Source organism: Streptomyces sp. NPDC093568 (assembly GCF_044764945.1).
Classification (GTDB): Bacteria; Actinomycetota; Actinomycetes; order Streptomycetales; family Streptomycetaceae; genus Streptomyces.
Window position 1 is genome coordinate 43,428 of sequence record NZ_JBIWJD010000007.1, and the last position, 23,169, is coordinate 66,596.

Annotated in this window: 23 protein-coding genes; 10 read left to right on the top strand and 13 right to left on the bottom strand. The window is 70.6% G+C overall.

The annotated features are described in order from the left end of the window. Nucleotides 1–136: 136 nt before the first annotated feature. On the top strand, nucleotides 137–1,312 hold the full coding sequence (locus tag ACIRD7_RS26790; protein WP_403457590.1) for an acyltransferase family protein: 1,176 nt from the start codon (nucleotides 137–139) through the stop codon (nucleotides 1,310–1,312). A 158-nt stretch (nucleotides 1,313–1,470) separates the two neighbouring features. Here ACIRD7_RS26790 and ACIRD7_RS26795 read toward each other — a convergent pair whose 3' ends face one another. The 3 genes from ACIRD7_RS26795 to ACIRD7_RS26805 form a co-directional block, all read right to left on the bottom strand. Next, a complete protein-coding gene (locus ACIRD7_RS26795; RefSeq protein WP_403457592.1) occupies nucleotides 1,471–2,814 on the bottom strand; it encodes an alpha-2,8-polysialyltransferase family protein in 1,344 nt (447 codons plus the stop codon). Then, nucleotides 2,811–3,797, bottom strand: a complete 987-nt coding sequence (locus ACIRD7_RS26800) for a glycosyltransferase family 2 protein (RefSeq protein ID WP_403457593.1) — start codon at nucleotides 3,795–3,797, stop codon at nucleotides 2,811–2,813. The genes ACIRD7_RS26795 and ACIRD7_RS26800 overlap by 4 nt, the downstream gene beginning before the upstream one ends. A 103-nt stretch (nucleotides 3,798–3,900) precedes the next feature. Continuing rightward, nucleotides 3,901–4,551, bottom strand: a complete 651-nt coding sequence (locus ACIRD7_RS26805) for a TetR/AcrR family transcriptional regulator (RefSeq protein WP_403457594.1) — start codon at nucleotides 4,549–4,551, stop codon at nucleotides 3,901–3,903. Between the two features lie 86 nt (nucleotides 4,552–4,637). Here ACIRD7_RS26805 and ACIRD7_RS26810 point away from each other — a divergent pair, with 86 nt between their 5' ends. Beyond that, nucleotides 4,638–6,050 (top strand): FAD-dependent oxidoreductase, encoded by a 1,413-nt coding sequence (locus tag ACIRD7_RS26810; RefSeq protein ID WP_403458193.1) that lies wholly within the window; start codon nucleotides 4,638–4,640, stop codon nucleotides 6,048–6,050. A gap of 1 nt (nucleotide 6,051) precedes the next feature. On the opposite strand, the gene leuE is transcribed toward ACIRD7_RS26810, so the two are convergent. Then, nucleotides 6,052–6,699 carry a leucine efflux protein LeuE gene (leuE, locus tag ACIRD7_RS26815; protein WP_403457596.1) on the bottom strand — a complete coding sequence of 216 codons (648 nt, stop codon included), beginning with the start codon at nucleotides 6,697–6,699 and terminating at the stop codon, nucleotides 6,052–6,054. Nucleotides 6,700–6,748: 49 nt separating this feature from the next. Further along, the gene (locus ACIRD7_RS26820; RefSeq protein ID WP_403457597.1) at nucleotides 6,749–8,329 is read right to left on the bottom strand and encodes a methylmalonyl-CoA mutase; all 1,581 of its coding nucleotides are present in this window, start codon (nucleotides 8,327–8,329) and stop codon (nucleotides 6,749–6,751) included. A gap of 144 nt (nucleotides 8,330–8,473) precedes the next feature. Here ACIRD7_RS26820 and ACIRD7_RS26825 point away from each other — a divergent pair, with 144 nt between their 5' ends. Continuing rightward, a complete protein-coding gene (locus ACIRD7_RS26825; RefSeq protein WP_403457599.1) occupies nucleotides 8,474–9,301 on the top strand; it encodes a L,D-transpeptidase family protein in 828 nt (275 codons plus the stop codon). A 198-nt stretch (nucleotides 9,302–9,499) separates the two neighbouring features. On the opposite strand, the gene ACIRD7_RS26830 is transcribed toward ACIRD7_RS26825, so the two are convergent. From ACIRD7_RS26830 to ACIRD7_RS26845, 4 genes are all read right to left on the bottom strand, one after another. Then, nucleotides 9,500–10,594, bottom strand: coding sequence for a hypothetical protein (locus ACIRD7_RS26830; RefSeq protein WP_403457600.1), 1,095 nt, complete (start codon nucleotides 10,592–10,594; stop codon nucleotides 9,500–9,502). Next, nucleotides 10,594–11,256, bottom strand: coding sequence for an RNA polymerase sigma factor (locus ACIRD7_RS26835; RefSeq protein WP_403457602.1), 663 nt, complete (start codon nucleotides 11,254–11,256; stop codon nucleotides 10,594–10,596). Before ACIRD7_RS26835 ends, ACIRD7_RS26830 begins: the two co-directional genes overlap by 1 nt. Before the next feature lie 484 nt (nucleotides 11,257–11,740). Continuing rightward, nucleotides 11,741–12,517 carry a hypothetical protein gene (locus ACIRD7_RS26840; RefSeq protein WP_403457604.1) on the bottom strand — a complete coding sequence of 259 codons (777 nt, stop codon included), beginning with the start codon at nucleotides 12,515–12,517 and terminating at the stop codon, nucleotides 11,741–11,743. A gap of 297 nt (nucleotides 12,518–12,814) precedes the next feature. Next, a complete protein-coding gene (locus tag ACIRD7_RS26845; protein WP_403457606.1) occupies nucleotides 12,815–13,432 on the bottom strand; it encodes an RNA polymerase sigma factor in 618 nt (205 codons plus the stop codon). A 298-nt stretch (nucleotides 13,433–13,730) separates the two neighbouring features. On the opposite strand from ACIRD7_RS26845, the gene ACIRD7_RS26850 reads away from it, so the two are divergent. Beyond that, entirely contained in the window at nucleotides 13,731–14,618 is an 888-nt protein-coding gene (locus tag ACIRD7_RS26850; protein ID WP_403457607.1) for a septum formation family protein, read from the top strand. Nucleotides 14,619–14,696: 78 nt separating this feature from the next. Here ACIRD7_RS26850 and ACIRD7_RS26855 read toward each other — a convergent pair whose 3' ends face one another. Then, complete coding sequence (locus ACIRD7_RS26855) at nucleotides 14,697–15,080, bottom strand: hypothetical protein (RefSeq protein ID WP_403457609.1); 384 nt, start codon at nucleotides 15,078–15,080, stop codon at nucleotides 14,697–14,699. Between the two features lie 167 nt (nucleotides 15,081–15,247). On the opposite strand from ACIRD7_RS26855, the gene ACIRD7_RS26860 reads away from it, so the two are divergent. Next, a complete protein-coding gene (locus ACIRD7_RS26860) occupies nucleotides 15,248–15,742 on the top strand; it encodes a DUF1877 family protein (RefSeq protein WP_403457611.1) in 495 nt (164 codons plus the stop codon). Nucleotides 15,743–15,765: 23 nt separating this feature from the next. Here ACIRD7_RS26860 and ACIRD7_RS26865 read toward each other — a convergent pair whose 3' ends face one another. The 3 genes from ACIRD7_RS26865 to ACIRD7_RS26875 form a co-directional block, all read right to left on the bottom strand. Then, entirely contained in the window at nucleotides 15,766–16,377 is a 612-nt protein-coding gene (locus tag ACIRD7_RS26865; protein WP_403457612.1) for a hypothetical protein, read from the bottom strand. A gap of 117 nt (nucleotides 16,378–16,494) precedes the next feature. Beyond that, complete coding sequence (locus ACIRD7_RS26870; protein WP_403457614.1) at nucleotides 16,495–16,998, bottom strand: hypothetical protein; 504 nt, start codon at nucleotides 16,996–16,998, stop codon at nucleotides 16,495–16,497. A gap of 88 nt (nucleotides 16,999–17,086) precedes the next feature. Further along, entirely contained in the window at nucleotides 17,087–18,706 is a 1,620-nt protein-coding gene (locus tag ACIRD7_RS26875) for a glycoside hydrolase family 20 protein (RefSeq protein ID WP_403458194.1), read from the bottom strand. Nucleotides 18,707–18,906: 200 nt separating this feature from the next. On the opposite strand from ACIRD7_RS26875, the gene ACIRD7_RS26880 reads away from it, so the two are divergent. The 5 genes from ACIRD7_RS26880 to ACIRD7_RS26900 all read left to right on the top strand — a co-directional run bounded on the left by ACIRD7_RS26880 (nucleotide 18,907) and on the right by ACIRD7_RS26900 (nucleotide 23,091). Beyond that, nucleotides 18,907–19,512 (top strand): 2-oxo-4-hydroxy-4-carboxy-5-ureidoimidazoline decarboxylase, encoded by a 606-nt coding sequence (locus ACIRD7_RS26880; protein WP_403457615.1) that lies wholly within the window; start codon nucleotides 18,907–18,909, stop codon nucleotides 19,510–19,512. A gap of 157 nt (nucleotides 19,513–19,669) precedes the next feature. After that, nucleotides 19,670–20,050 carry a succinate dehydrogenase, cytochrome b556 subunit gene (gene sdhC / locus ACIRD7_RS26885; protein ID WP_078504082.1) on the top strand — a complete coding sequence of 127 codons (381 nt, stop codon included), beginning with the start codon at nucleotides 19,670–19,672 and terminating at the stop codon, nucleotides 20,048–20,050. An 8-nt stretch (nucleotides 20,051–20,058) separates the two neighbouring features. Next, nucleotides 20,059–20,553 carry a succinate dehydrogenase hydrophobic membrane anchor subunit gene (locus tag ACIRD7_RS26890; RefSeq protein WP_403457617.1) on the top strand — a complete coding sequence of 165 codons (495 nt, stop codon included), beginning with the start codon at nucleotides 20,059–20,061 and terminating at the stop codon, nucleotides 20,551–20,553. 22 nt (nucleotides 20,554–20,575) lie between these two features. Further along, nucleotides 20,576–22,330: a succinate dehydrogenase flavoprotein subunit gene (gene sdhA / locus ACIRD7_RS26895; RefSeq protein WP_403457618.1), complete on the top strand. Its 1,755-nt coding sequence runs from the start codon at nucleotides 20,576–20,578 to the stop codon at nucleotides 22,328–22,330. Then, on the top strand, nucleotides 22,330–23,091 hold the full coding sequence (locus ACIRD7_RS26900) for a succinate dehydrogenase iron-sulfur subunit (RefSeq protein WP_381450095.1): 762 nt from the start codon (nucleotides 22,330–22,332) through the stop codon (nucleotides 23,089–23,091). The genes sdhA and ACIRD7_RS26900 overlap by 1 nt, the downstream gene beginning before the upstream one ends. Nucleotides 23,092–23,169: the final 78 nt, after the last annotated feature.

The following is a 23,169-nucleotide window of genomic DNA, read 5'->3' on the forward strand; positions in this document are numbered from 1 at the left end:
TCGCGCTCCCTGAGCGTCAACCGTCACTCACCTTTCACCCGTCCGAGGGACATAGCGTTCGGTCATCGTATGAAATGGCATCGTCCATCACGTACGACTGAACCCGCCCCGAGGCTCCCAGGAGAAAGGCCCCAGGATGAGCGCGGCTGACCAGGCCACGGCCGAACAAGCCACGGCACCGCCGGCGTCGGCGGTGCCGGCGAAACCCCGGCTCAACCAGGTCATAGCCGCGCGGCCTCCGGTCCGGCCCCGCAAGGAGAGCCGACTGCGCGCCCTGGACGGGCTGCGGCTGATGGCCGCCCTGATGGTGTGCATGTACCACTTCACCGGCAAGAACGGTGAGGTCGCCAACTCCTGGCACCAGTCCCCCGGACAGATGTTCCCGACGCTGTCGCAGCTGTCCACCTACGGCAGCCTGGGCGTGCAGTTCTTCTTCGTCATCAGCGGCTTCGTGATCTGCATGAGCAGCTGGGGCCGCACCCTCGGCGACTTCTTCCGCTCCCGGATCTCCCGCCTCTACCCGGCGTACTGGGTGGCCATCGTGATGGTCACTGGCGCCGCGGTGCTCCTGCCGGTGGTCGTCCACCCGGTCCGGCCCGATGAGTTGCTGGTCAACCTCACGATGATGCAGCAGCCGCTGGGCGTGCCGCGCGTCCTGGGCGTGTGCTGGACGCTCTGGGTGGAGCTGAAGTTCTACGTGCTCTTCGCCCTGTTCGTGATCTGGAAGGGCGTCACCTACAAGCGCGTGGTCACCTTCTGCATCCTGTGGACGCTGGCCGGCGCCTTCGCCCGGGTCGCCGACAACCCGCTGACCGACGAGCTGGTCATGCGCGACCACGCCCCGTTCTTCATCGGCGGCCTCGCGCTGTACCTGATCCACCGCTTCGGCAGCGACATGCTGCTGTGGGGAATCGTCGGCATGTCCTTCCTGCTGGGCCAGCGCTACTCGGTGACGGCGCTGTGGCACCCGGGCGCGCAGGGCGACTTCCACCGCAACCCGCTGGTCATCCAGGCCATCGTCTTCTGCGCCTTCGCCGCCGTCGCCGTGGTGGCGCTGGGCTGGACGAGCTGGGCCAACTGGCGCTGGCTGACGGTGGCCGGGGCGCTGACGTACCCCTTCTATCTGATCCACGAGCACCTGGGCTGGTTCTTCATCCGGGTGCTGCACCGGGGTCTGGGGCTCGGCTCCTACGAGACGCTGGCCCTCTCCGTGCTGAGTCTGCTGGTGCTGGCGTATCTGATGCACCGGTTCGTGGAGAAGCCGTTCGGGCCGCGGCTGAAGCGGGCCTTGCCCGCGGTACGGCTGCGCTAGGCGCTCCGCCGGCGGGGCCGTGATTCGGCTGCGGGCCGGTGGGGGCTGAGCGCGCCCACGCGGCGGAGCCGCACCTTGACACAGCCCCGCGCCCCAAACGCGTTCGGCGCATCCCCCGAGCTGGGGGACGCGCCGAACGCGTTTTTCGGGACCGTCCGTTACTTCTTCGTCGTCTGCCGCAGCTGCCGTACCGCCTTGCGGACCGCCGGGTGCCTGCGCAGGGCCTCCGCGCGGACCGGGCTGCCGCCGGGGAGGCGCAGGCTGGTGAGGCGGCGGCGCTTGAAGTAGCGCTGGTAGGAGGCCAGGTTGGCGCCGAGCCAGGTCGTCACCTCGTCGCGCAGGGCGTGGTGCTTGCGGGACTGCATGCAGAAACCGACGCTGCGCACCAGCGGGGCCAGCGCCTCGGCCATGCCGATGAGTTCGAGCGGCGAGCCGATCTCGGCGTTCTCCGCGTCGGGGAGGGCCGCGTCGATGATGGTCAGCGGGATGCGGTTGCTGTTCTCGTACGGCGTGATGCGTTCGAGGAGCAGGTCCGTGCCGACGCGGGCGACCGGGATGCCGTAGAAGGCGGCCGCCGTCATCAGTGCCGTCGAGAAGCAGCCGATGACGAGCTTCGGCTTCAGGAAGGCGAAGACGGTCTCGGCGAGGACCGGCTCGTTCAGCACGGTGAGGTTGACGCCGAGTTCCTTGGCCACCGCTTCCAGTGACTCGTTGAAGACGGCCGGCGCGCTCGGGTGCGGCTTGAACAGCACGTCCTGGTGACCGGCACGGGCGGCGGCACGCAGGAAGCGGATGTGCAGCTGCTCCTCCTCGTCCTGGGTGATCAGGTCGATGGCCGAGAGGTACTGGCCGAGGAGCACGGCGGTGGGCGGGTTGTCGGCCGGGAGGCGCTCGGCGAGGATGCCGGCGCCGGACTCGCCGATCTGCGCGAGGACGTCGACGATCGCGTCGTTCGGGACGGCCTCGGGCGTGACGCCGTACTCGGACAGGAGCATGGGCGCGAGGCCCGGTACCAGGTCGAGGTGCAGGACGCGCTTGATGCGGCTGCTCATGCCGTGCGGGATGCGGTTGCGGGTGGGGCCGTAGCTCATCAGGCCGTCCGCGTACACATGGATCGGGCTGTCCGCGAAGATGTCCGCGACCGCGCGCGAGGGGTTGGCCTGGATCGACTCACAGGCGATCTCTACGGGCTCGTCGCCCAGGTTCCAGGCGAGGCGTACGGCCTTCTCCCACAGCAGGGTGTCCTGGCCGCGCGGCGACCAGCCGGCCGGATGGTGCGGGGAGATGAACTCGTTCCAGGAGCGCACCTCGTCGAACTCGGGGGCCAGCTTCTCGAAGCCGGCCATCTTGTTCAGCGGGGTGCCGACCTCGGGGATGGCGGCGGTGTTGCTGACCACGAGGATGCGGCGGACGCCCTCGCGCGGGCCGAACTGGCCGGACCGTATGGCGGCGGTGACGGTCGCGGCCGCGTACTGCGTGGCCGAGAAGAAGATCTGGATCATGCCGCCACTCCCTTCATGCCACCCCGTATCCGGCGCAGCATGTACACGCGCTCCTCGCCCATCCCGACGAGGGCCTCTTCCAGTTCGTCCTCCGACATCCTGCCCAGCGCCTCGGCGGCCATCTGCTTCAGCTTGGCGGCGATGCTGCGCTCGAACCGGCCGCGGCTGAGCAGCTGGTGGGCGATGACGACGCAGTAGTTGCGCAGCGCCTTCTTGCGCAGCCTTCCCACCTCGGGGTCGTCGGCGAGCTCGGCGAGGACCAGGTCGAAGGAGCGGAAGAAGTCCAGTTGACGCACATCACCGATCTGAGTGAGCGAACTGGCCACGCCCCGGCGGTAGAAGACGCCGCGCAGGCTGGCGACGGCGTAGGACTCGGCCCTGCGGTGCAGGTCCCAGATCCAGGGGCGGTCCTCGGCGGTCTTCAGTCCGTCGTGGAAGCGCAGCATGCCCTTCTCGAGGAGGCGGCGGTGGTAGATGCCGGCCCAGGCGTAGGGGTAGTCGACCATGGTCGTGTCGTCGACCGGGAGGATCGAGGTGCGCGGGTCGAGGGGGGTGTGCCGGCGGCCCTCGGGGGCCCGGTGCACCTGTCGCTCGATGCCGGTGACCTGGACGTGGTCGGTGCGCACGAAGTCGACGTCGAACCGTTCGATGGCGTCCACGAGATCCGCGAGATAGCCCGGGGCGAGCCAGTCGTCGCCGTCCAGGAAGGTGAGGTAGCGGGCTTCCGAGGCGTCGATGCCGGTGTTGCGCGCGGTGGCCAGTCCGCCGTTCTGCTCGTGCCGTATCACCCGGCTGTTCTTCAGTCTCTTCGTCAGCGTCAGCAGCGCTTCGTACGTCTTGTCCTTCGTGGACCGGTCCTCGACGAAGATGAACTCGAAGTCGTCCCGTTCGTTGTTGACCAGGCTGGTCACCGTCTCGGGAACATACGACTCGATGTTGTAGCAGGGGACGATCACGGACAGTGTCGGGGGGCGGTTGGTCACGCGTACACCTGGGCTCTCTCCGGGGGGATCCCGACGACCGTAGGAGATGTTCGACGCCGGATACCAACTCCCGTCCGACTTCCAGGTGAACGAAGAGTAACGGTCAGCTGATCCCGTATCGCGCCTCGATCCCCGCGATCACCAGGGCGAGGCCCTCCTCGAAGTGCTGTTCGTAGTCGGCGAAGATCTCCGCGCCCACCTGGGCCGACAGCGGGAAGTCGGCCATCAGGGCGGCACGCTCGTCGACGTCGTACCCCTCGCGGCGCTCCCCCGGGAGCGGCTCGACGCCCTGTTCCTCGGTGACGAAGCCGAGGGTGTAGAGGTACGTCGTCGAGGTCGCGCGGACCGCCTGGGCGAGGGAGAAGCCCGCGGCCGTGAAGAGGCGCAGGGTGTCCTCCATCTGCTCGGCGTGCACCGTGGCCGTGAAGCGTGAGCCGCTGAACACCTTGGCGCCGTCGCGGTAGCCGAGCAGCGCGGAGCGCAGTCCGCGGTTGGCCTTGAGCAGCCGCTCCCGCCAGGTGTCGTCGGGGTCGAGGGGGGTCCCGGCGATCATCCGGCGGTACATCTCGGTCGCCATCTCGTCGAGCAGCGCCTGTTTGTCCTTGAAGTGCCAGTACAGGGCCGGCGCCTTGACGTCCAGCTCCTTGGCGATGGCACGCAGGGTCAGCCCGTCCAGGCCGGCCTCGTTCAGGAGCTCCAGGGCGGTGGCCGCGACGCGCCGACGGTCGAGGGGCGCTCGTCGTTCCGTAGTCACGCTTGACAGCTTAACGGCGTTAAGGGCACTCTCGTCGTCGACGGCACTTAACGGTGTTAAGGGGGATGGTCATGAATGCAGGCGTTATGTCCACGGAGGTACTGATCGTGGGGGCGGGCCCGACCGGGCTCGCGCTGGGCATCGACCTCGCCCGGCGGGGCGTGGACGCGCTGGTCGTGGAGCGGGCCGAGGAGCTGTTCCCGGGCTCGCGCGGCAAGGGGATCCAGCCGCGCACGATGGAGGTCTTCGACGATCTCGGCGTGCTCGACGCGATCCACGCGGCGGGCGGCAGCTACCCGGTCGGGATGATCTGGCAGGACGGGCGGCGGGTGGGCGAGCACCAGATGTTCGACCCCGCCGAGTCGACGGAGGACTCCCCCTACGAGGCGCCGTGGATGGTCCCGCAGTGGCGGACCCAGCGGATCCTCTTCGCGCGGCTGGAGGAACTGGGAGGGAAGGTCGCCTGCGGCCTGGAGGCGGTCGGGATCGAACAGGACGAGGACGGGGTGACGGTCCGCCTGAACGCCGGCTCGGCCACGCCGCCGGCGGAGGTCCGCGCCCGGTACGTCGTCGCCGCCGACGGCGGCCGCTCGGCCGTGCGCCGGGCCCTGGGCATCGGCATGACCGGCGAGACGGTCGACCCGAACCCGACGCTGGTGGCGGACGTCCGGATCACCGGCCTGGACCGGGACAACTGGCACATCTTCCCGCCCCGCGGTGAGGGCGACGGCTTCCTCGCGATCTGCCCCCTCGCGGGCACGGAGGACTTCCAGGTCGCCGCTCAGCTCACGGACGGCTCGGCGGTGGACCTCTCCCTGGAGGGCGTGCGCAAGGTGGTCGCCGCGCGCTCGCACCTGGCGCCGGAGGACGTCACCGAGGTGCGGTGGGCCTCGGACTTCCGGCCGCGGGCGGCGCTCGCGGACCGGTTCCGCGCCGGGCGGGTCTTCCTCGCCGGCGACGCCGCGCACGTCCACTCGCCGGCCGGCGGGCAGGGGCTCAACACCAGCGTGCAGGACGCCTACAACCTGGGCTGGAAGCTGGGCGCGGTCCTGCGGGACGGGGTGGACGAGGCCCTTCTGGAGACGTACGAGGAGGAACGGCGGCCGGTCGCCGCGGACATGCTCGGACTGTCGACGAGCGTGCACCGGGGTGAGGTGCGACGCGGGAAGGCGACCCGGCAGCTGGGGCTCGGCTACCGGGAGTCGAGCCTGACCGCCGAGACGCGGCGGGCGCCGGGAGCGGTGCGGGCCGGCGACCGCGCACCGGACGGCACGCTGGGCGGCGTGCGCCTCTTCGACGCCTTCCGGGGGCCGCACTGGACGCTGCTGGCGGTCGGCGTGCAGGCGCCGGAGCTGCCCGCCTCGGTCGCCGTGGTCCGCGGCGCGGCCCAGGCGTCGTACGGCACGGGCCTGTTCCTGGTGCGGCCGGACGGCTATGTCGGCTGGGCCGGCGACACGGCCGCCGGGCTGCCGCGGTACCTGGCGCGCGTCGGCCTGTAGTTCAGGAACTGGCGAGCGACAGCTTCACCGCGAACCCGAGGAACAGCGCGCCCGCCGCCGACGTCGCGCCCGCCGACAGGCGCTTGCGGCGTCGGAAGGCACTCGCCAGCTTCGTGCCGCTGAATATCAGCGCGGTGAGGTACAGGAAGCTCGCGAGCTGGGCGAAGGCCCCGAGGACGACGAACGACAGGGCCGGGTAGGCGTATCCGGGGTCGACGAACTGCACGAAGAAGGCGACGAAGAACAGGATCGCCTTGGGGTTGAGCAGGCTGACGACGAAGGCACGGCGGAAGGGCCGCTCGCCGGTGACCGGCTCGGGCCCCTCCTCGGCGGCCTTCTCCCGCCGGGTCCGCCACATCGCCCAGGCCGCGCGCAGCATGCCGATGGCCAGCCAGGTCAGATACCCGGCGCCCGCGTACTTCACGATCCCGAACAGCACGGCATTGGCCTGCAGCAGCGAGGCGACGCCGGCCGCCGAGAGGGTCATCAGCACGGTGTCCCCGCACCACACCCCGGCCGCCGCGGTGTACCCGGCCCGTACGCCCCTGCGGGCGGACACCGACAGCACGTACAGCGAGTTGGGGCCGGGCAGCAGGACGATCAGGACAAGACCGGCCAGATAGGTGGGGAGGTCGATGACACCGAACATGAGAGGGAGTGTCGCACGGGGCTCCGACATCCGGCCCCGGCGTCTCACGTCAGAAGGCGTCCGAGGGGACGTACGTCCCCCACACCTCGCGCAGCGCGCCGCACACCTCGCCCACGGTCGCCCGCGCCCGCAGCGCCTCCTTCATCGGGTACAGCACGTTGTCCTCGCCCTCGGCCGCCTTCTTCAGGGCGGCCAGGGCCGCGTCCACCGCCTGCCCGTCGCGCTCGGCGCGCAGCCGCGCGAGGCGCTGCGCCTGCCGGGCCTCGATCGCCGGGTCGACCCGGAGGGGTTCGTACGGCTCCTCCTCGTCGAGCCGGAAGCGGTTGACGCCCACGACCACCCGCTCACCGGAGTCGGTCTCCTGGGCGATGCGGTACGCGCTGCGCTCGATCTCGCTCTTCTGGAAGCCCTGCTCGATGGCGGCGACCGCGCCGCCCAGGTCCTCGACCCGCCGCATCAGACCGAGGGCCGCCGCCTCCACGTCGTCCGTCATCCGCTCGACGACGTAGGAACCGGCGAAGGGGTCCACGGTCGCGGTCACGTCCGTCTCGTGGGCGAGGACCTGCTGGGTGCGCAGGGCCAGCCGGGCCGACCTGTCCGTGGGCAGCGCGATGGCCTCGTCGAAGGAGTTCGTGTGCAGGGACTGGGTGCCGCCGAGCACCGCGGCGAGGCCCTGGACCGCGACCCGGACCAGGTTCACCTCCGGCTGCTGGGCCGTCAGCTGCACGCCGGCCGTCTGGGTGTGGAAGCGCAGCATCAGGGACTTCGGGTTCCGGGCGCCGAACTCCTCCCGCATCACCCGGGCCCAGATCCGGCGGGCGGCGCGGAACTTGGCGACCTCCTCCAGGAGCGTCGTACGCGCCACGAAGAAGAACGACAGCCGGGGTGCGAAGTCGTCCACGTCCATGCCGGCCGCGACCGCCGTACGGACGTACTCGATGCCGTCGGCGAGGGTGAAGGCGATCTCCTGCGCCGGGCTCGCCCCGGCCTCGGCCATGTGGTAGCCGGAGATCGAGATGGTGTTCCACTTCGGGATCTCGGCCCGGCAGTACCGGAAGATGTCGGCGGTCAGCCGCAGGGACGGCTTCGGCGGGAAGATGTACGTCCCGCGCGCGATGTACTCCTTGAGCACGTCGTTCTGGATCGTGCCGGTGAGCCGGGCCGGGTCGACGCCCTGTTCCTCCGCCACCAGTTGGTAGAGGAGCAGCAGCAGGGCCGCCGGCGCGTTGATCGTCATCGACGTCGACACCTCGCCCAGCGGGATCCCGTCGAACAGCACCCGCATGTCGTCGACCGAGTCGATGGCCACGCCGACCCTGCCGACCTCGCCGTGCGCGAGCGGGGCGTCGGAGTCGTGGCCCATCTGGGTGGGCAGGTCGAAGGCGACCGACAGGCCGGTCGTGCCGTGGGCGATGAGCTGACGGTAGCGGGCGTTGGACTCGGCCGCCGTGCCGAAGCCGGCGTACTGGCGCATCGTCCAGGGGCGGCCGGTGTACATCGTGGGGTACACACCGCGGGTGAAGGGGTACGCGCCCGGCTCGCCCAGCTTCTCGGCCGGGTCCCAGCCGGACAGCGCGTCCGGTCCGTAGACCGGCTCGATGGGCAGTCCGGACTCCGACTCACGCGCCATGCTGTGCCTCCCGTGGACCGTTCCCTCCTGTGTCCCACGATGCCGCGTAGTTCGCGACCGGTCACGCGCGGGGAACATCTCAGGTGACATCGGGACGGCCGGTGTGAGACGCCGGGGGTGGGGATGCGTACCAAGGGCATGGGGATGGGGAGAACGAATGCCGTACTGGCCGCGGGAGCCGCGCTCACCGTGCTGCTGTGCGGGTGCACGGTGCAGGCCTCCGGCGAGGAGCGGCGCTCACCGATCCGCATAGAACTCCCGGACGACACACCGTCCCCGAAGTCGGCTCCGCCCGACGACAAGCCGAGCGCCGACCCGGCCCCCACCGCCCCCACCGCGCCCGCCGTGCTGTGGCGGCGGGGCGACACGGGCCGTGACATACGCGAGCTCCAGGCCCGGCTCCGGCAGATCGCCTGGCTCTTCGACGGGCCGACCGGGACGTACGACGATCTCACCGAGCGGGCGGTCGAGGGCTTCCAGGGCAAGCGCGGCCTGCCGAGGACGGGCAGGACGGACGAGGTCACCTGGGAGCGGCTGCTGCGGATGACCCGTGAACCCGGCAAGTGGGACCTGTACCTGATGGGCGGGCAGCCCGCCGACGCGCCGGACGCGCGGTGCCTGACCGGCCGGGTGCTGTGCGTCAGCAAGTCGAGCCGGACCCTGCGCTGGATGGTCGACGGGCGGACGGTCGTGACGGTGCCGGTGCGGTTCGGATCGCAGTACACCCCGACCCGGGAGGGTGTGTTCACCGTCTACTGGAAGTCACGGCACCATGTGTCGACGCTCTACGACTCCCCCATGCCGTACGCGATGTTCTTCAGCGGCGGCCAGGCGGTGCACTACTCGTCCGACTTCGCGGCGAGGGGTTACGCGGGCGCCTCGCACGGCTGTGTCAACGTCGCGGACGAGCCGGCGATCAAGGAGATGTTCGCGCAGGTGCGCAACGGCGACAAGGTCGTCGTGCACTGGTGAGGCGCGGAGAAGATGTGGGGCGCGGGCGGGACCGGGGGAACGTGTCCCGCCCGCGCCGATGCACGAGCCGCAGGTACGGGGGGAACCCCGGCTCTGTGCGACGGCCGATGACCAGTCGGCTCACTCACATCAGCGCCGTGGCGGCCGAAAACGTCACTCCGCGGCCGAAGAATTTTCCTTGAGTCAGAAAACCGCAGGTCAGATGGGCGTGGTCGGGGAAGGCGGGGTCCGGTCCGCCGGGCGGCCGGTCACCGTGGACGAGGGCTGTGCGATGCCTTCGGTACGGCGGCCGTCGTGGTCACGGGAGCGGTCCTCGTCGCCGCCCCGGCGCCCGTCCCGGTCCCTGCCCTTCCCGTCGCCCGTGCCCTTCCCCCGGTCCTTTCCCTTCCCGTTCACCGTGCCTCTGTGCTTCTCCTCGTCCTGGCCGTCGTCGCCCTTGCCCTTGTCCCTGGCCCTGTCGCCCTCGTCGTCGCCGCGCTGCGGCCGGGCGTTCTCGCCCGCGCCGGCCAGGACCGCCTTGCAGTAGGTCCGTACGCGTGCCGAACTGCCCGCGGCGCCCTCGAGGGTGCGTCGGCGGTCCGGCGGCAGCGCCTTGCCGTCGCGCAGGTCGCGGCAGTAACGGGTGACGGCCTTCCAGTGGCCGCCCGTTGCGTCCCGTTCGCCGGAAGCCGAGTCCGGGTCGCGGTCACCGGCCGAGCCACCGGGCGTCACGTGCTCGGGGGCACCGGAGCCGGTCGGGGCCTTCGGGCCGCCGTCGGGGGTGGGCTTGTCCTGCGCTCCGGTCCCGGGGGAGGGCGTGATGAGCGGCCGCTGCGGTGCCGGTGCGGAGACCGTGGCGGCCGGGCGGGCCGGTTCGTTCTCGTCGAACGGCGTGGGCAGGACTCCGGTTCCGGCCGCGACCGCCATCCCGCCGACCATGCCGACGGCCAGCGCGGCGGCGAGCGAGAGCCGTACCGGACGGGCCCAGCGGGGGCGGCGGGCGGCGCGGGCCGGGCCGCCGATGCGGACGAGCCCGACGTCGGAGGCGTCGGGGGCGTGCGGGCCGGTGCTCCCGGCGACGGCGGCGGACCAATCCTCCCGCTGGGCGCGCACCGCCCGGAACGCCGCCAGCGCGGCGGCCTCTCCGGGGAGTTCCTCGCTGGTCAGCGGGGGTTCCACGGTCAGCGACTCAAGGGTCTTGGCGAGCCGTTCGGCCTGATCGCGGTCGGCGCCGTCGACAGCCTCTAGTGGCTCTCCGCTCAGCAAACGCTCCGCCGTTTCGCGGTCCAGCCATCTGTACAGCTCGTCGGCCATCACACATCCTTCTGCGTCCGCGAACGCATATGCGTCACACTCGCAGACGTCACCGCACGGTCCCGGGTTCCTCGCTGGGGAGGCAGGGCGTCGAGCACCCCGGCGGATTCCGGATCGTCGCCGAGCAGTTCGGCGAGCCGCTTCAGACCCCGGTGCGCGGCGGTCCGTACGGCACCCGGGCGCTTGCCCAGCGTCTCCGCGGCCGTCTTGGCGTCGAGCCCCACCACCACGCGCAGGACGACGGCCTCGGCCTGGTCCTGCGGGAGGCGGGAGATGAGGGAGAGGGTGCCGTCGGTGGCGAGCGCCTCCATGGCCTCGCCGGCGGTGTCGGACTCGGCGGCCTTCCCGGTCAGCTCCGTCTCGTCGCCGCCGATGGCGGGGCGGCGGCCGCGCATGCGTATGTGGTCCAGCGCGCGGTTACGGGCTATCCGGGCGGCCCAGCCGCGGAAGCGGTCCGCGTCCCCGCTGAACCGCTCCAGGTCACGCGCTATCTGCAGCCATGCCTCCGACGCGACGTCCTCGGCGTCGGGGTCGCCGACCAGCGTCCGTACGTACCCGAGCAACCGCGGGTGCACGGAGCGGTACACAGTCCGGAACGCGGTCTCGTCCCCGTCCTGTGCCGCAAGCACCGCGGCGGTCAGCTCCGCGTCGTCCCCCAGCACTGGTGCGCGCCCTTCTGCGCCTGGACCGGTTCCGCTCGCGCGGACCGGGTTCTCGCCGTTGTGGTTTCTCAATGGATGGTTGCGGTGTCAAGACCGATGGTCTTGCGGTGGTCTGCTCTCCTCCGCCGTCGGCGCGAAAGGCACGTTACGGCCTGAAACCGCTGCTCGTCCATGTCCGTACAACATGCAACTACCCCGGAATCCCGGAATGTGTCTGCCCGGGTGTGACAGAAAACGCAGTCATGACGCTGTAGAAAGTACGGGCCGCCGCGCGGCCCGTGCCGCGCGACGGCCGGGGCCTCTCCTGTGGGGGGTGGCGGCCCCGGCCGTTGCCTCGGCGCGGAGCGGACGGCTTCGGGCTCGGCGCGAGCCGATGGTTCAGCCCCGGCGCGGAGCCGATGATTTCAGTCCCGGCGCGGAGCCGATGGCTTCGCTCCCGGCACGGACCCGATGACTTCGCTCCCGGCCGCGAACGGCCGCCGCCTCAGTTCTTCTTGCCGGAACCGCTGCCGGCGTCGCCGGTGTTGCCGGTGTTGCCGTTCTCGCTCTGCCCCTGACCGTTGCCGTCGGCGCCACTGGTGCCGTCGGCGCCACCCTCGCCGTCGACGCCGCTGTTGCCGTCGGCGCCACCCTCGCCGTCCGCGCCGCCCTTGGCGTCCTTGTCGGGCTCGCGGGTCGGATCGGGCTTCGCCGCCGCCAACTGCGCGGCGCAGTAGGCGGCCACCTTGTCCTCGCCGCCCGCCGCCTCGATCAGCCGCTGCCAGGCCGTGGCGTCCAGGGCCTTGCCGCCGTCCTTGACCTGGTCGTAGGCGCGGCACCTGGCCTCGGTGTCCTGCGCGGTGGTCGGATGGCCGGGCCTCGCGGAGCCGGCGCCGAGCGTCGACCGCGACTCGCCCGGACGGTCGGGGGCGCCGGCGGACGGGGTGGGCCTGCCCTTGTCGGCGGCGGGGTCGTCCGAGGAGTCCGACGAGCCGATCGCGGCGAACGCCGCGCCGCCCAGCGTGAGACTCGCGAAGAACAGGGAGAGCGTGGTCTTCAGCGACAGCGCGAGGCGGCGGCGCTCACGGGGCCGCCAGTCGTCCCGGCGCCGGGTGGCCGCCCGCAGCGCGCCCGCCTCCCGGGCGGCACGGAACGCGGCGACGGCCCGCTGCTCGCCCTCGACGTCCGGTCGGTGACCGCGCAGGACGGCGGCGGAGAGCAGCGCCTCCAGCTCGGCGCCGTCGAGCGCCACGGCCTGGCCGGAGGCGGGCCGGGACACCATGCCGTCAGGGTGCACACGCCGACGGCCGGGGGACCCACCGCCGCTCTGCCGCTCACCCATGTCCGTTTCCCGTTCCTGTCCGACCTGCTTGGTAGGCCTTTTGTTGCTCTTGTGACTGCACGTGTTGCTTCCGCGACTGCGCAACGTGCGCAACCTGCGTGACCTGTGCGACAGCTGTGACTCACGAGCTCACAGAGCCAGTACGTCCCGCGTGCCTCGTACGACTCACCGCAGACCCGGCCAAGTCTCAACGAAGCGCCGATGTACCGCTCCGGCCGCCGCCGTCGCCCTCACTGTTCATTTCGATTCCCCCAGCGTCCGAGGGCCGTCATCCGTCACACTTGCGACGCCCAGCTGGTCGGCCAGGCGCTTCAGCCCCCGGTACGCGGCCGTGCGCACCGCGCCCGGACGCTTGCCGAGGACGCGCCCGGCGCCGGGGGCGTCGAGGCCCACCACCACCCGCAGCAGCACGGCCTCGGCCTGGTCCCGCGGCAGCCCGCGGACCAGCTCCAGGGCGCGCTCCGTGGAGATCGACTCCAGCGCCTGGTCGTGCGTGCTGTGCGGGCCGGGCAGGTCCAGCACGTCCTGCTCCAGCGCCGTCGACCGGGGCCGTACCCGCTGCCGGCGCAGATGGTCCAGCGCCCGGTGCCGGGCGATGGTCGCGCTCCAGCCCCTGAACCCGGCGCCGTCGCCCTTGAACCGGCCGAGATCGCGGGCGATCTCCAGCCAGGCGTCGGACGCGACATCCTCGGCGTCGTCCCCGACCAGCCCGCGCAAGTACCCGAGCAGCCGCGGCTGCACCAGCCGGTACGCCACCGCGAACGCGGCCTCGTCGCCTTCCTGGGCCCGTGCGACGGCCGCGCCCAACTCCCCGTCGTGCGCGCGCACGCCGCGGGGTTCCCCTCCCTGGCCCAAGAACTGTCCTCGTTCGTACCGGTTCGTGGCGGATTCACACCTCACAGTGCGACCACCCTTGCCCACGTCCCTCCACGGGCAACAGCGCCCGCGGCCACAGAAGTGTCACAGGGCCTCCGCGTGAGCCCGACTCCGGCTCACTCGCGCGACCGCGGCCTGTACACCTGCGGCCGGATGCCTACAACCATTGCGGCCCACCGCGAGTCACAGACGCCGCGACCTTCGAACAGCCCCGCCGACGCGGATGGCATACGATGCGCGCTGCCCACATAAAGCTCGCATAAGGGGACTTAACGCCATGTCAATTCGTCGTACAAATCGCTCTGTTCGTGGCATATCCTCCATCGTCGCTCTGCTCGCGATCGGTGCGGTCGGATGCTCGGAGGTCTCGGACGCCGTCGACAGCGCCAAGGACGGGGCGAAGAAGGTGGCCCGCCAGAGATCGGTGTTCTCACTGGCCGTCGGGGACTGCTACAACCCGAACACCAAGGGCGAGGGTGAGGCATATCTCGTCGAGATCGTGCCCTGCGCGGAGGCGCACGAGGGTCAGGTCGTCGCCGATTTCAAGATCGAGGACGAGTCCGCGTACCCCGGCGACGCCGCGGTCTCGGCCATCGCGGACAAGCGATGCCCGGTCGAGGCGGGGAAGTTCACCCCGGACACCTGGGCGCTCCCCAAGGGGGTCGCGATTCTCTACTACATCCCGACCAAGGAGAGCTGGGCGACCGGCGACCGCGCCGTGAGCTGCACTTACACCAAGGAATCGGGCACGTACACCGGCTCGTTGGACACCGCGAAGTCCCTGAAGCCCGAGCAGACCACGTTTCTGACGGGTTCGAACGGCGTCTACGACGCGTTCTGGACGAACCAGCCCGAGAAGGACTCCGTCGAGGAGGACCTGAAGGGCTACAAGGCGCAGGCGAAGGCCGTCGCGACCGCCCTCGACACGCACCTCGAGGGCCTGAAGGGCGTCAAGGGCGCCGAGGTCGCCAAGCTCCGCACGCAGCTGACGAAGACGGCCGAGCACTGGGAGAAGGCCGCGTCCGCCGCCGACGCCAACGCCTTCTACATCGCCTACGACTCGGCGTTCTCCGGCATCGACCCGGACAAGACGATCCCGGCCCGCAAGGAACTCGGCCTGGCCACCACCGTCCCGGCCGACGACGCCGAGGTCTGGGCGAGCTGACACCCCCTTGAGCACCTGGCCCGGCCCGGACCCCGCCCATTCACGGGGTCCCGGCCGGGCCATGCCCGCCCCCCGCGTCTACGACCGCGTCGCGTCCCGGCACAGCAGCCGCAGTGAGCCTTCGCCCGCGAAGCAGCGCCTGGCCTCGTCGATCGGGTCCCACAGCCGTCCGTCGGGCGTGCGGACCCAGTGGTCGCCGCCCGTCGCCCACCACTCGGCGCCGGTCTGACGGGCGATCACCTCACCGGCGTACGCGCCGAATCCGCGCAGGGTGTGCTCCACGGCGGCGTACGGCGTCCGTTCGCGGCGCAGGCTCTCGATCATCCGATCGACCCGCCACAGGCTCTGCTCCGAGTAGTCGAGCCGCAGCCTGGCTCCCTCGCGCATCGTCGCCACCGCGTCCGCCGCCCACCGCACCGGCTTGGTCGCGGCTGCGGGCCTGGTCTCCGCTTGAGTCGTCACATCCAAGAACAGCGCGGCCGACCTGCGAGGCGTCACCCGGATCCGGCGGTTTCCCGGGACCGGTGCAGGACCGCCCCACCTCGCTCCCACGACACTCACAGGACTCCCGCAGGAACCAGGTTTACGCGGGAGTGACGCTTCGCCGCCCCCGTGCGCTCCAGTCACTGATGAGCATGTACTTCCATCTGCGCGCGGTGCCGCCCCCGGCCCTGCGCAACAGCGCGACCTGGTTCCAACGCCTGTTCGAGGACGACTGGGACACCGTGCGGGATCGGATCGGCCGGCACCGTGAGGAGGTGCTCGACAAGCTGTACGGCGACGTCGAACTCCTCTACTGCGGCATCCCCCCGAACCACGCCCCGGAAGGCCCCCGCACCCAAGTCGTCCTCGGTGGCGGCCCGGTCTTCCACTCCGACCCGGCCCTGCCACCGTTCCTGCTGCTCACCGCGTCCCAGGTGGACGGGGTCGCCGAGTACCTCAGGAACGCCGACTTCGACGGCCTGTGGCGGCACGCGCGCACGCGACTGCTGCGGCCGTACGACACCACGGACGCGGAGCGCGAGGTGCGCGGTCTCTTCGCGGCGACGCACCGCGACCTGACCGCCTTCTACACGCGCACGGCCGAGTACGGCGACGCGGTGGTGAAGTGGCTGCTGGTCTGACCGCCCCCGGGGCGTTCCCGGCGTCAGCTCCTGCCCCGAGCGCGCCGTGACACCACCGCGCGCAGCACCCGCCGCCCCTCGGTCGAGACCTCCAGCGCCCGGCGCAGCCCGCCCGCGCCGTGCCCGGCCAGCAGCTCCAGGACGCTGACCTGGCGGCGCAGTTCGGCGGCGACCAGCGGCGACATGCCCTCGGAACGGCCCGTGACGGGCGCAGCGCCCGCCCGGACGGAGTCGAGCGCCCCGGCGGGCGCGCCGGCGGTGGCGCTGTCGTCCTCCGCGGGGTCGAGCAGCCGGTGTATCTGGAGCGAGGCGACGGAGCAGGCGTCGGCCCAGATCCGCGCCTCGGCGGCGGACCGCACGGCGGGGGCCGCGGCCAGCATCCGCCGGGCGAGCAGCGCGGCCTCGTCCTCGACGGCCTCGTCGTCCACGATCTCCGCGATGCCCAGCTTGCCGCGCACCTGCTCCAGCAGTTCGCCCCAGGCGGCGGGGTCGCCGCCGGACGCGAGGTTGGCCCACAGCGGGCGCAGCGCCTCGTCGTCGCCGCCGAGCAGTGGCACGCATCGATCCAAACAAGCCAACCCGCTGGCGGCCAGTCCGCGCTCGTCGGCCTGAGCGATCAGTTCCACCAGGCTCATCCACGCCTCCCTAAGCGGGTGAGTTGTGAGGGTCGGGGTCCCCGCACAGGCCCCTGGCAGGCACCACCCTTAACGGAGCCCGCACCTCCCCTTACTGCGTGCGACGACCCCGGATTGTCACAGCGGCACGACACCGAGCCGGTCGAGCAGCCGGAAGAAGAGGTTTTCGGCCAAAGGGTCCGCATCAGCGGTGAGTACGTCGACCACCGACTCGGCGTTCACCTCGTGCCCGGCCTCTGCAGCCCAGGCGACGGCCCGCTCGGCGGCGTCGGAGGGTTCGAGGAAGTAGTCCTCCAGCGTGAGCCCCTCGTCCGAGGCGCCGAGGTACCCGGCCATGGCGGCCCGCGCCAGACAGGTCGTCCACGCCCCGCTCTCCGGCGCCGCCGCCTCCACCACCACGGACGCGCTGTCCATGACGTACCCGAAGAGCGCGGGCGCCCCGGTCTCGCCGGCGAGGGCGTTCATGCTGCCGAGCTCGCCGTCCCCGCTCGGGTACTCCCACACCTGCCAGCCGCCCGGCGCCTCGTCGCGCAGGGTCATCCCCTCGGCGCCCGCCAGCGCGTCCAGCTCCGCCAGCGGCCGCTCAGCGCGGCCCACGACTAAGTACCCCCAGTAGCCCATCCCGGTTCCCCCTGGCTGCTCGGTTCGGCTCGGGCCGAATACACCACATTCGTACGGGGGTTCGCAGCCGGTTGGGTCAATCCACGGCTCAGTCGAGCCGGTCCGCGAGCGCCCGGAACTCGGCCCAGGTCAATTGCGGCTTACCCGCGTCCCACAGCTTCTGCACGGTCGCCGCCAGCGGCATCCGGATTCCCGCCGCGACCTGCGCCTGCGTCTGCGAGTTCGCGAGGTCGCACCACACGGCGAAGGATCCGCCCAGGATCTGGGGGTCGTACTTCGCCGGCACGGCCGTCGTCCCCCGCAGCACCCGGGGCGTCCACTGCTCGTAGATCCGCTCACCGGTCGGGTAGACGAACGTCTGCGGCTCCCCCAGCACGTAGTAGAGGAACTCGTCGTTGTAGTTGATGACCTTCCGCCCGGTGCTCAGGTACTCCACCGGCAGCCGGGCCCCGATCTCCTTGCCCGTCCAGTACGCCACCTGGATGTCCTTGTCGGGCTGGACGGAGGTGTTCCGGAAGAAGCCGTCGTTCCACGCCCGCGGGGTGCGGTCGTGGGCGCGCACGGTGGCGGCGCGGTCGTTGAGCCATCCGGTGGCGAGGTCGGCGACGGTGCCGCCGGAGCCGTAGGCCTGCCGGGCCGCGGTGGCGAGCTGCGGGTAGGACGCCTGGGGGTCGGAGACGACCAGCGCCTGGTACTCGTCGCCGCCGAGGTGCCAGGGGGTGCCGGGGAAGAGACCGGCGTACTCGTTCAGCAGGTCGTCGACGATCTCGGCGGACTCGGGCTTGGAGATGTCGATGGCGCCCCGCGTCGCGACACCGTTCACGTTGCGCAGCTGCAGATCCGGGTGCGCGGCGATGACGGCGCCGAGATGCCCGGGCGAGTCGATCTCGGGTACGACCGTGATGTGCCGGCTTTCGGCCAGCCGGACGATCTTCCTGACCTGCGCCTTGGTCAGATGCTGCTGGGAGACGATCTCGGGATGCGAGGCGGACGCGATCCGGAAGCCCTGGTCGTCGGAGAAATGCAGTCCCAGCTGGTTGAACTTCAGATCGCCCAGCTCCCGCACCCGGTCCTCGATCCAGTCCGCGGTGAAGTACTTGCGGGCGATGTCCAGCATGAACCCGCGCACCGGCTTGGCGGGCGCGTCGCGCACGACGCCCTCCGGCGCCGTACCGCCGTCGTGCACCTCCTGCTTGAGCGTCCGGGTCCCGTAGAAGACCCCCGCCTCACCCGCCCCGCTGATCTCCACCCGCCCGCCGCGCACCGTCATGGTGTACGACTCGGGGTTCGCGCCCTTGCTGCCGCCCAGGACGAGCCGTACGTCCCCGGCGCGCACGTCTTCCTTCTCCCCGGCGTACGACAGCCCCAGCTCACCGGCGATGAGCCGCCCCTCGTCGGCCAGCTTCGAGTCGCTCACGACCACGCGCTCACCGGTCGCGGTACGCCAGCCGGGCCCGCGGGCGGCGGTGTGCGAGTCCACGGCCGGGATCGTCTGCGGGGCCTTCGAGAGGGGGTACGACCGAGTGGGTGACGGAGTCGGAGCGTCCGGCTTCTTGGAGGGGGAGCCGGCCTGGGAGGCACGGGCGGACCCCTGCTGCTGCGGCCGGGCGCTTCCTTCGTCGTCGCCGCCTGCCAGGAGCCCGAGGCTCACCCCGGCCGCGACCGTGACCACGACCACCGCGACGATCAGGACCCACGTCTGCTTCAGAGCCCTCTTCGCCGGTGCGCGGCGCCTGTGCTTGTGCTGACTCACGGCGCCAACCTAGGGCCTGGGCCCGTTTTCGGGCGTCCACCACACGTTCCGAAACTCTCCCGTTCGGCTGAAATTCGGGCATCCGTCGGACATCTCATGCCCACACTCGGTAACGTGGCGCCACTTCTCCCCCAAATTCCCCTGCCGAAACCCACGTGACGCCCACACACCTTCCCGGCCGAGTGGCCATACCGTCGCTGCCCGAGCAGACGCGCACTCCACCGTCCCCGCACGCGCTGGAGCCCTTCAACACCGCCCCCGCGGGCGAACTCCGGCATACCCTTCTGACCTGCCTGAACAGCCCCCGCTGGGCCGACCGCATCGCGGCACACCGCCCCTATCCCGACGTCGAGTCCCTGCTGGCCGCCTCCGACGAGGCGGCGTACGACCTGGCACCGGGGGAGCTGGCGGAGGCGCTGGCGGAAGAAACGTTGCCTGCGCTGCCGGAAGGCGCGTACGCGGTGGCCCACACGGCACTGAGCGCCGCTTACGCCGCATATGAGGCCAAATTCGGGCATGCGTTCATTATCTGCTTGGACGGCCTTTCCCACACGGAGACGCTCGACCATGTACTGGCAGGCATCCGGTCACGATTGACAAACGATCCGGAGGAAGAACGGGTGCTGGCGGCAGAGGAACTTCGGCGCCTGGCAAGAGGGCGGCTCGTGGCCGCCGTAGGGGCGCGGGGAACCGCGCGACCGACCCCAGCAGGGCCGCACCCGGCAACGAACGGCACATCCCACCCCAATAGCCGCCAATGACCCATCCGCGTGCCAGTTTGATCACACCGCCTGCCCCCCGCTCAGCCCAGCGGCAGCGCATCGCTACGATGCTGGGGGCCGGTGGACCGTACCCGGCCGGGCCCCACCGACAGCACAAGCCGGCGCGGCCCCAATCCCCGCTCCCGGAGGAACTTCCGTGCCGGCTGGAACGCTGTACCGCGGCCGGGAAGGAATGTGGTCCTGGGTGGCTCACCGAGTCACCGGCGTCCTCATTTTCTTCTTCCTGTTCGTTCACGTGCTGGACACCGCTCTCGTGCGTGTCTCCCCCGAGGACTACGACAAGGTCGTAGCCACGTACAAGACGCCGATCGTCGCGCTGCTGGAGTACGGCCTCGTCGCCGCCATCCTCTTCCACGCGCTCAACGGCCTGCGTGTCATCGCCGTCGACTTCTGGTCGAAGGGCCCGCGCTACCAGAAGCAGATGCTCTGGTCCGTCGTCGGCCTCTGGCTGGTGCTGATGCTCGGGGCGATCTACCCCGTTCTCGGCCACGCCGCTCGTGAACTGTTCGGGAGCTGACGCGCACGATGTCAAACAACACAGTCGCCACTGAGAAGACCGCCGCCGGTATCGGCCCCGTCGAGGGCGAGTCCCTCTACAACGTCGACAACCCGGCCCCGTACATCGAGGCCCCGCGCAAGCGCACCAAGAAGACCCCGAAGTCCACCCGGGGCAATTTCGAGATGGCCGCCTGGCTGTTCATGCGCCTGTCCGGCATCGTGCTGGTCGTCCTGGTCATCGGCCACCTGCTGATCCAGCTCGTGCTGGACGGCGGCGTGTCGAAGATCGGCTTCGCCTTCGTGGCCGGCCGCTGGGCGAGCCCGTTCTGGCAGGTCTGGGACCTCCTCATGCTGTGGCTCGCGATGCTGCACGGCGCGAACGGCCTGCGCACGGTCATCAACGACTACGCGGAGCGCGCGAACACCCGGCTGTGGCTCAAGGGCCTGCTCTACACCGCCACGGTGTTCACCATCCTGCTGGGCACGCTGGTGATCTTCACCTTCGACCCGAACATCCGCTAGGCACGGGGCTGAGGTACTACTGATGAAGATCCACAAGTACGACACCGTCATCGTCGGCGCCGGTGGCGCGGGCATGCGCGCGGCCATCGAGTCGACGAAGCGCAGCCGCACCGCCGTGCTGACCAAGCTCTACCCCACCCGCTCCCACACGGGCGCCGCGCAGGGCGGCATGGCCGCCGCGCTCGCCAACGTGGAGGAGGACAACTGGGAGTGGCACACCTTCGACACGGTCAAGGGCGGTGACTACCTGGTCGACCAGGACGCCGCCGAGATCCTGGCGAAGGAGGCCATCGACTCGGTCCTCGACCTGGAGAAGATGGGCCTGCCGTTCAACCGCACGCCGGACGGCACCATCGACCAGCGCCGCTTCGGCGGTCACAGCCGCAACCACGGCGAGGCCCCGGTGCGCCGGTCCTGCTACGCCGCGGACCGCACCGGCCACATGATCCTCCAGACGCTGTACCAGAACTGCGTCAAGGAGGGCGTGGAGTTCTTCAACGAGTTCTACGTCCTGGACCAGCTGATCACCGAGGTCGACGGCGTCAAGAAGTCGGCGGGCGTCGTGGCGTACGAACTCGCCACCGGCGAGATCCACGTCTTCCAGGCGAAGGCGGTCATCTACGCCTCCGGCGGCACCGGCAAGTTCTTCAAGGTGACGTCGAACGCGCACACGCTGACCGGTGACGGCCAGGCGGCGGTCTACCGTCGCGGCCTGCCGCTGGAGGACATGGAGTTCTTCCAGTTCCACCCGACCGGCATCTGGCGCATGGGCATCCTGCTGACGGAGGGCGCCCGCGGTGAGGGCGGCATCCTCCGCAACAAGGACGGCGAGCGCTTCATGGAGAAGTACGCGCCGGTCATGAAGGACCTCGCGTCCCGTGACGTCGTGTCCCGCTCCATCTACACCGAGATCCGTGAGGGCCGCGGCTGCGGTCCCGAGGGCGACCACGTCTACCTCGACCTCACACACCTCCCGCCGGAGCAGCTGGACGCCAAGCTCCCGGACATCACGGAGTTCGCGCGTACGTACCTCGGTATCGAGCCGTACACGGACCCGATCCCGATCCAGCCGACCGCTCACTACGCGATGGGCGGCATCCCGACGAACGTCGAGGGTGAGGTCCTGTCGGACAACACGACCGTGGTCCCGGGCCTGTACGCGGCCGGCGAGGTCGCGTGCGTCTCGGTCCACGGCGCGAACCGCCTCGGCACCAACTCGCTGCTGGACATCAACGTCTTCGGCCGGCGAGCGGGCATCGCGGCGGCGGAGTACAGCCAGAAGGCCGACTTCGTCGAGCTGCCGGAGAACCCGGCGGAGCTGGTGCTCAGCCAGGTCGAGCGCCTGCGCTCCTCGACGGGCACCGAGCGGGTGGCCGTGCTGCGCAAGGAGCTCCAGGAGACCATGGACGCCAACGTCATGGTGTTCCGCACGGAGCAGACGATCAAGACGGCGGTCGAGAAGATCGCGGAGCTGCGCGAGCGCTACAAGAACGTCTCGATCCAGGACAAGGGCAAGCGGTTCAACACGGACCTGCTGGAGGCCATCGAGCTCGGCAACCTGCTGGACCTCGCCGAGGTCATGGCGGTTTCGGCGCTGGCCCGCAAGGAGTCCCGCGGCGGTCACTACCGCGAGGACTACCCGAACCGCGACGACGTCAACTTCATGCGCCACACCATGGCGTACCGCGAGGTGGGCGACGACGGCACGGAGTCCATTCGTCTCGACTACAAGCCGGTCGTCCAGACCCGCTACCAGCCGATGGAGCGTAAGTACTGATGGCTACCCCCGTTATGGACAAGGCCGAGGCGGAGTCCGCGGCCTCCCCGTACATCACGGTCACGTTCCGGGTCCGCCGCTTCAACCCGGAAGTCTCCGCAGAGGCCGTGTGGGAAGACTTCGAGCTGGAGATCGACCCGAAGGAGCGCGTCCTCGACGGCCTCCACAAGATCAAGTGGGACGTCGACGGCACGCTGACCTTCCGCCGCTCGTGCGCCCACGGCATCTGCGGGTCGGACGCGATGCGGATCAACGGCAAGAACCGCCTCGCGTGCAAGACGTTGATCAAGGACATCAACCCTGAGAAGCCGATCACGGTCGAGCCCATCAAGGGTCTGACGGTCCTGAAGGACCTCGTCGTCGACATGGAGCCGTTCTTCCAGGCGTACCGCGACGTGATGCCCTTCCTGATCACGAAGGACACGAACGAGCCGACGCGCGAGCGTCTCCAGACGGCCGAGGACCGCGAGCGCTTCGACGACACGACGAAGTGCATCCTCTGCGCCGCCTGCACCTCCTCGTGCCCGGTCTTCTGGAACGACGGCCAGTACTTCGGCCCGGCCGCCATCGTCAACGCGCACCGCTTCATCTTCGACTCGCGCGACGAGGCCGGCGAGCAGCGCCTGGAGATCCTCAACGACAAGGACGGCGTGTGGCGCTGCCGCACGACGTTCAACTGCACGGACGCGTGCCCGCGCGGCATTGAGGTCACGAAGGCGATCGCCGAGGTGAAGAAGGCGCTGATCACTCGGCGGTTCTGAGATCGCCTTGGACAAGCCTGTCCGTCCGGCTGTGAGGGCCCGGCTCCTTGAGGGAGCCGGGCCCTCCGTCTATGCGAC